This is a genomic window from Streptomyces sp. NPDC044064, from assembly GCF_056434245.1.
Genome location: NZ_JBWKFN010000029.1, coordinates 81,089 through 87,088, shown reverse-complemented (window position 1 = coordinate 87,088; position 6,000 = coordinate 81,089). Strand labels below are relative to the sequence as shown.

The window sequence follows — 6,000 nt, the reverse complement described above, 5'->3', positions numbered from 1 at the left end:
CAAGAAGATCGCACCGCCTTCTTCCCGGGGTCACTTCGGCGAGGGGTTCCCCCGGGGGGGGTTTTCGGGGAACGGACGGGAAAACGAGAGCGGGGGGGGGGGGCCCGCCCCCCCCCCCCCCCCCCCCGCGCCTTCTCAAACAGCTCGGCGGCGACGTCCTTGAGCTCCTGCGCGTCCCGCGCGGTGCCCTGGAGATCGACGAGAATCTCCTCCAGACCGATCTGCGCGTGCGCCACCAGGTCCTCGACGATCTGATCGACGTCGCCCTGGAAGGGGCGGCGGTCCGCGCCCTCGTACGCCTTGGGCAGGCGGGCACAGTTCACCCGCAGCACCGTCTGGATCGGTTCCTTCCGGCCGCGCTCGGCCGCCAGGTCCTGCAACTGCCGCCACTGTCCGGCGATCTGCTCCACACCCGTCCCCACCGGAAGCCAGCCGTCGGCGTGATCGACGAGCCGGGTCAGCGCCTTCTTGTTGCTCGCGGCCAGGAGGATGGGGATCGGCCGCGCGGGCTTGGGCCCGACCACGGCGGAATCGATCCTGGTGATACGGCCGTCGTAGCGGACCGGGTCCGGGCCCCACACCGCCCGGCACACCTCGATGATCTCGTCGAGCACCTTGCCGCGCTCCGCGATCGGCCGGACGCCGGCGGCGGCGTACTCGTCCAGCGACCAGCCGGTGCCGAAGCCCGCGATCACCCGGCCGCCGCTCGCCGCGTCCAGCGAGGCGAGGGCCTTGGCGAGCTGGAACGGGATGTGCAGCGGAGCGACCAGCACGCTGGAGCCGAGCCGGGCCCGCTCGGTGGCCGCGGCCGCCAGGGTGAGGGTGACCAGCGGGTCCGCCACGTTCCGGTACTCGTCGGGCCAGGGCAGGCCCTCGACGCCGTACAGGCCCTGGACGGCGGGCTCCGGGAAGAGGGCTCGCTCGAAGACCCACAGGCTGTCGTAACCGGTCTCCTCGGCGGCGCGCGCCACGTCGGGCACGTCCTTGCCGATGGAGTACTGCCGCATCTGGGGAAGACTCAGGCCGAGCCGGGTCGCCATACCGCTGCTCCTCTGCGCTGGGTGTTGAACCGTCAACGTACGGCGATGTCACAGCAGTTCCACAGGAGGCTCGCCCATCGGCCGGATCCGGCCAGGTCAGTCGGCCAGCGGGGTGAGCAGCATGCGGCCCGCGAAGCCGACCGCCGCGTCGAGGCGTTCGGTGAACTCCCCGGCGACGTCCTCGCAGCGGCGCAGTGCCCACAGGGCCCGGGCGGCCGCCCAGGTCGCGTCCCGCGCCCGCTCCAGGCTCCAGGAGCCCAGCAGATGGGTGATCGGGTCGGCGATCTGCAGCAGGTCGGGACCCGGCATCAGATCCTCGCGGATGCGCTCCTCCAGCGAGACGAGGAGGTCGCCCACACGCTCGAACTCGTCCTCCAGATCGGCTGGTTCGCAGCGGAGCGTACGACAGGTGTCCACCACGGCCAGCGCCAGATCGTGCCCGATGTGCGCGTTGATGCCCGCGAGCGCGAACTGCAGCGGCCGTACCCCGGGATGGCGGCGGAACTGGAACAGGGGCCGCCAGCAGGCGGGTGGACGGCGGTCCCGCTCCACCGCGTCGACCGCCGCCAGATACCGCTCGGCGAACCGCACGTCCAGCGCGGACGCCGCCCGCCGGTCCGCGAACTCCCCGGCGTCCAGGCGCCGGTCGACCTCCTCGGTGACGGCGAGGTAGACGCGGTTGAACACGGCGACCCCGTCCCGCTCGGGCAACTCCGCGTCGAGGACGCGCATCCGCGCGATCACGGCGTCGACAGGCGTGCTGAGGTGTTCCGACTGCGCCATGGGGGAAGGGTCCCAGCCCTGCCCCGCCCCGCGCACCGGCCGCCCCGAGGCTTCGCCGGAACGGGGGAACGCGGGGCGGGGGAGGAGCGGGGGCGGCACCCGCCGAAAGCGCGGGAGCGGCAGCGCACTTGGGGAGGGGAAGGGAGAGCGTGTCAGGCTTACGTACCCGGCGGCTGGCCGCGCGCCGGGCCCGGCGCAGGCGGGCCCGCAGGCGGGCGGCGATGGTCGCGGTGGCCTCGGTGGTGACCCTGGTGGGCACGGTGACCGGGATGATCTCGGCGCTGGACCACGGCCGGGGCTCCGACCGGGCCCGGCCCGCGGTGGCCCGCACCCGGAGCGCCGTGCCCCGGCCCGCCCTCCCCGCGCCGTCGCCCTCCCCGTCGAGTACCAGGCGGAGTCCCACGGCCGAGTCCGAGCAGCCGCAGCCGCCGGCCACCGGCCCCACCCCGACCCGCACCGGGAGAAAGCAGCGGAGCGACCCCGTGACCCCCCCTCTCTACCGCCACCCCGACTCCCAGGTGCTGGACTGGGTGCGCGCCCACCCCGACGACCCGCGCACCGCCCTCATCGCGTCCCGGATCGCCGGCCGGCCGGCCGCGGTGTGGTTCGCCGAGTACGGCCCGGACACCATCGCCGCCCGGGTGCGTGCGGTCACCGCGGGCGCGGCGGCGCAGGGCCGGGTCCCGGTGCTCGTGCCGTACGCGATCCCCGACCGCGACTGCGGCGGCGCCTCCCGGGGCGGGGCGCCGGACCTCGCGGCCTACGACGGCTGGATCGACGCCTTCGCCCGGGGGCTCGGCTCCGGCGAGGTGATCGTGATCCTGGAGCCGGACTCGATCGCCCAGTCCGGCTGTCTCCCGGACGCGGAGCGGACCGCCCGGTTCGCCTCGCTGGCCCGCGCGGGCCGGGCCCTGAAGGCCGCGAACCCGCGCGCGCGGGTCTACTACGACGCCGGCCACTCCGGCTGGAACCCGCCCGCCGAGCAGGCCGCCCTCCTGAGACGGGCGGGAGCCGTCGCCTCCGACGGCATCTTCAGCAACGTCTCCAACTTCCGCACCACGACCGATGAGATCGCCTACGACCGTCGGGTCCTCGACGCCCTCGGCGGACCGGCGAGCCTCGGCGCGGTCGTCGACACCAGCCGCAACGGCAACGGGGCGCCGCCCGACGGCCAGTGGTGCGACCCGGCCGGCCGCAGGATCGGCCGGGCACCGACCCTGACCACGGGCGAGGACCGCATCGACGCCTACCTGTGGGTGAAGCTGCCCGGGGAGTCCGACGGCTGCCGGGGCGCGGCCGGGACGTTCACGCCGTCGTACGCCTACGACTTGGCGCGCTGACCGTCCTCGTCCCCCTCGTCGTACGTGGACGTGCCCTCGTCCAGCAGGGGCTCCTGCGGCTTGAGGTGGGCGGGCGCGAAGGCGCCCAGGACGTGGTAGCCGGTGATGACGACCAGCGTGCCCAGCGCGATCCCGCTCAGGGTGAAGTTCTCGCCGAATTTCATGGAGACGTTGCCGACGCCGATGATGATGCCCGCGGCCGCCGGGACCAGGTTCAGCGGATTGCGCAGGTCCACCTCGGCGTTGATCCAGATCTGCGCGCCGAGCAGGCCGATCATGCCGTACAGGATGACGGTGATGCCGCCGAGGACACCGCCCGGGATCGCGGCCACGACCGCTCCGAACTTCGGGCAGACGCCGAACAGCAGCGCGAAGCCGGCGGCGGCCCAGTAGGCGGCCGTCGAGTAGACGCGGGTCGCGGCCATGACGCCGATGTTCTCGGAGTACGTGGTGTTGGGCGGACCGCCGACCGCGGTGGACAGCATGGAGCCGACGCCGTCGGCCGAGATCGCCGTACCGAGCTGGTCGTCCAGACGGGTGCCGGTCATCTCGCCGACCGCCTTGACGTGCCCGGCGTTCTCCGCGACCAGCGCGATGACGACGGGCAGCGCGACCAGGATCGCCGACCACTGGAAGGACGGCCCGTGGAAGGCGGGCAGCCCGATCCAGTCGGCCTTGGAGACGCCGGAGAGGTCGAGCCGCCAGTGGTCGGTGACCTTGCCGCTCGCGTCCACCGAGTGGATCTTCCCGAAGACCCGGTCGAAGGCCCAGGAGATGCCGTACCCGAAGACCAGGCCCAGGAAGATCGCGATACGTGACCAGAAACCACGCAGACAGACGACGGCCAGACCGGTGAAGAACATCACCAGCAGCGCCGTCCACTGGTCCTGCGGCCAGTACGTGGAGGCGGTCACCGGGGCCAGGTTGAAGCCGATCAGCATGACCACCGCGCCGGTGACGATCGGCGGCATGACCACATGGATGATGTGCGCCCCGAAGCGCTGCACCGCGAGACCCACGAGGAACAGCGCGGCACCGACCACGAAGACCGCGCCGGTCACCGTGGCGCTCGTACCGCCCTGCGCGCGGATGACGGCGGCCACGCCCACGAACGACAGGGAACAGCCCAGATAGCTCGGCACCCGGCCACGGGTGGCGAGCAGGAAGATCACGGTCGCCACGCCCGACATCATGATCGCCAGGTTCGGGTCGAGGCCCATGAGGACGGGTGCCACGAAGGACGCCCCGAACATCGCCACGACGTGCTGGGCGCCGAGGCCCACCGTGCGCGGCCAGGAGAGCCGTTCGTCGGGGCGTACCACCGCTCCGGGTGCGGGCGTGCGCCCGTCACCGTGCAGTTTCCAGCGCACGCCGAGGTCCATGGTGGGGTTTCGCTTTCTCTGTACGTGAAGACGGTCCGGACCATTGTCACGGTTACCTGGCCGCTCTACGCTCGCACGGTCCTACTCATGAACTACGTTCACATACCTGATCAACCTGATGCATGATGATCGGAGTGCTCGATGAGTGGAAGATCCCGTGCGACCGTGCTGCTGGCCGCCGTGGTGACCTTCGCTGCCGTGCTCGTCCCCACCGCCCACGCGGCACCCGAGGCCCCTCGGACGGCCGTCCTGGACGGCACCCGCCTCCAGCAGACCCGGACCCGTGCGGACCACGACCCCCGGCTCCGGCGCGCGCTCGCGGACCTGACCGCCCGCGCGGACGCCTGGCTCGGCCAGGGCCCCTGGACGGTCGTCGACAAGCCGAGGCCCGCCCCCGGCGGCGACGTCCACGAGTACCTGAGCCAGGCCCCCTACTGGTGGCCCACGACGGCCCCCACCTCCGACAACCCCTGGGGCTGCCCGTACGTCCAGCGCGACGGCCGGCGCAATCCCGAGGTGGACAGCGGCACCGACCGCCAGGACGTGGAGAAGGTCTTCGACTCCGCCTACGACCTCTCGCTCGCCTGGTACTACACCGGCAGGCGGAGCTACGCCGAGAAGGCCGGGCAGATCCTGCGCACCTGGTTCCTCGCCCCGGCCACCCGGATGAACCCCGACCTGGACCACGCCCAGTTCATCCCCTGCAAGTACGACGGCCGGGCCATCGGCATCATCGACTTCTCGCAGTCGTACACGAGCGTGCTGGACGCCCAGGCGATCCTCGCCACCGGTGCCCCCGGCTGGAGCGCAGGGGACCGCACCGCGATGGGCAAGTGGAACACCGACTTCCTCGGCTGGCTGAAGAACAGCGACTTCGGCAGGCAGGAGGGAGCGGCCGCCAACAACCACGGCACCTTCTACGACATGCTGCTCGCCGCCCTGGCCTGCGCCACCGGCGACACGGACCTGGCCCGGCGGACCGTGCTCGACGCGCGCGCCAGGCGGATCGACCCGCAGATCGCCGCCGACGGCAGTCAGCCGCAAGAACTGGCCCGCACCCGCAGCTGGCACTACTCGGCCTTCGATCTCGTCGCCTACACCCGCCTCGCCGCCATCGGCCGGCACGTGGGCGTGAACCTCTGGTCCTATCGGGGGCCGGACGGGCAGAGCCTGTTCAAGGCGGTGGACTATCTGCTGCCGGCCGCGACCGGTGCCGCCGCCTGGCCGCACCCCGAGCTGGAGTTCTCCCGCTACGCCGCGAGCGACGTCGTCCACGCGGCGGCGGACGCCGGTGACGCGGCGGCGAAGGCCGCCGTGCCCGAACTCCAGGCGCCTCCAGGCGGTGACCTGTGGGCGCTGCGGCCCGCCGCCGAGCAGCTGGACTCGATAGCGGGCTGACCGGGTCCGGCCAGGTCCCGTCCCGACCGGGGCTCCTGAGCGGTCGCTTAGTATGTG

4 protein-coding genes and 1 pseudogene are annotated in these 6,000 nt (G+C 72.6%); 2 read left to right on the top strand and 3 right to left on the bottom strand.

What is annotated here, in order from left to right:
- Positions 1–116: 116 nt before the first annotated feature.
- Positions 117–1,040, bottom strand: a pseudogene (locus AC07DS_RS35885) (LLM class F420-dependent oxidoreductase); the annotation flags it as partial.
- Positions 1,041–1,136: 96 nt separating this feature from the next.
- Entirely contained in the window at positions 1,137–1,823 is a 687-nt protein-coding gene (locus AC07DS_RS35880; protein ID WP_479152231.1) for a DUF5995 family protein, read from the bottom strand.
- A gap of 221 nt (positions 1,824–2,044) precedes the next feature.
- On the opposite strand from AC07DS_RS35880, the gene AC07DS_RS35875 reads away from it, so the two are divergent.
- The gene (locus tag AC07DS_RS35875) at positions 2,045–3,163 is read left to right on the top strand and encodes a glycoside hydrolase family 6 protein (protein ID WP_479152312.1); all 1,119 of its coding nucleotides are present in this window, start codon (positions 2,045–2,047) and stop codon (positions 3,161–3,163) included.
- Here AC07DS_RS35875 and AC07DS_RS35870 read toward each other — a convergent pair.
- Entirely contained in the window at positions 3,145–4,545 is a 1,401-nt protein-coding gene (locus tag AC07DS_RS35870; RefSeq protein ID WP_479152229.1) for a uracil-xanthine permease family protein, read from the bottom strand. The two genes, AC07DS_RS35875 and AC07DS_RS35870, sit on opposite strands and share 19 nt — an antisense overlap.
- Before the next feature lie 141 nt (positions 4,546–4,686).
- Here AC07DS_RS35870 and AC07DS_RS35865 point away from each other — a divergent pair, with 141 nt between their 5' ends.
- Positions 4,687–5,943: an alginate lyase family protein gene (locus tag AC07DS_RS35865; protein WP_479152228.1), complete on the top strand. Its 1,257-nt coding sequence runs from the start codon at positions 4,687–4,689 to the stop codon at positions 5,941–5,943.
- The last annotated feature ends 57 nt before the right edge of the window (positions 5,944–6,000 follow it).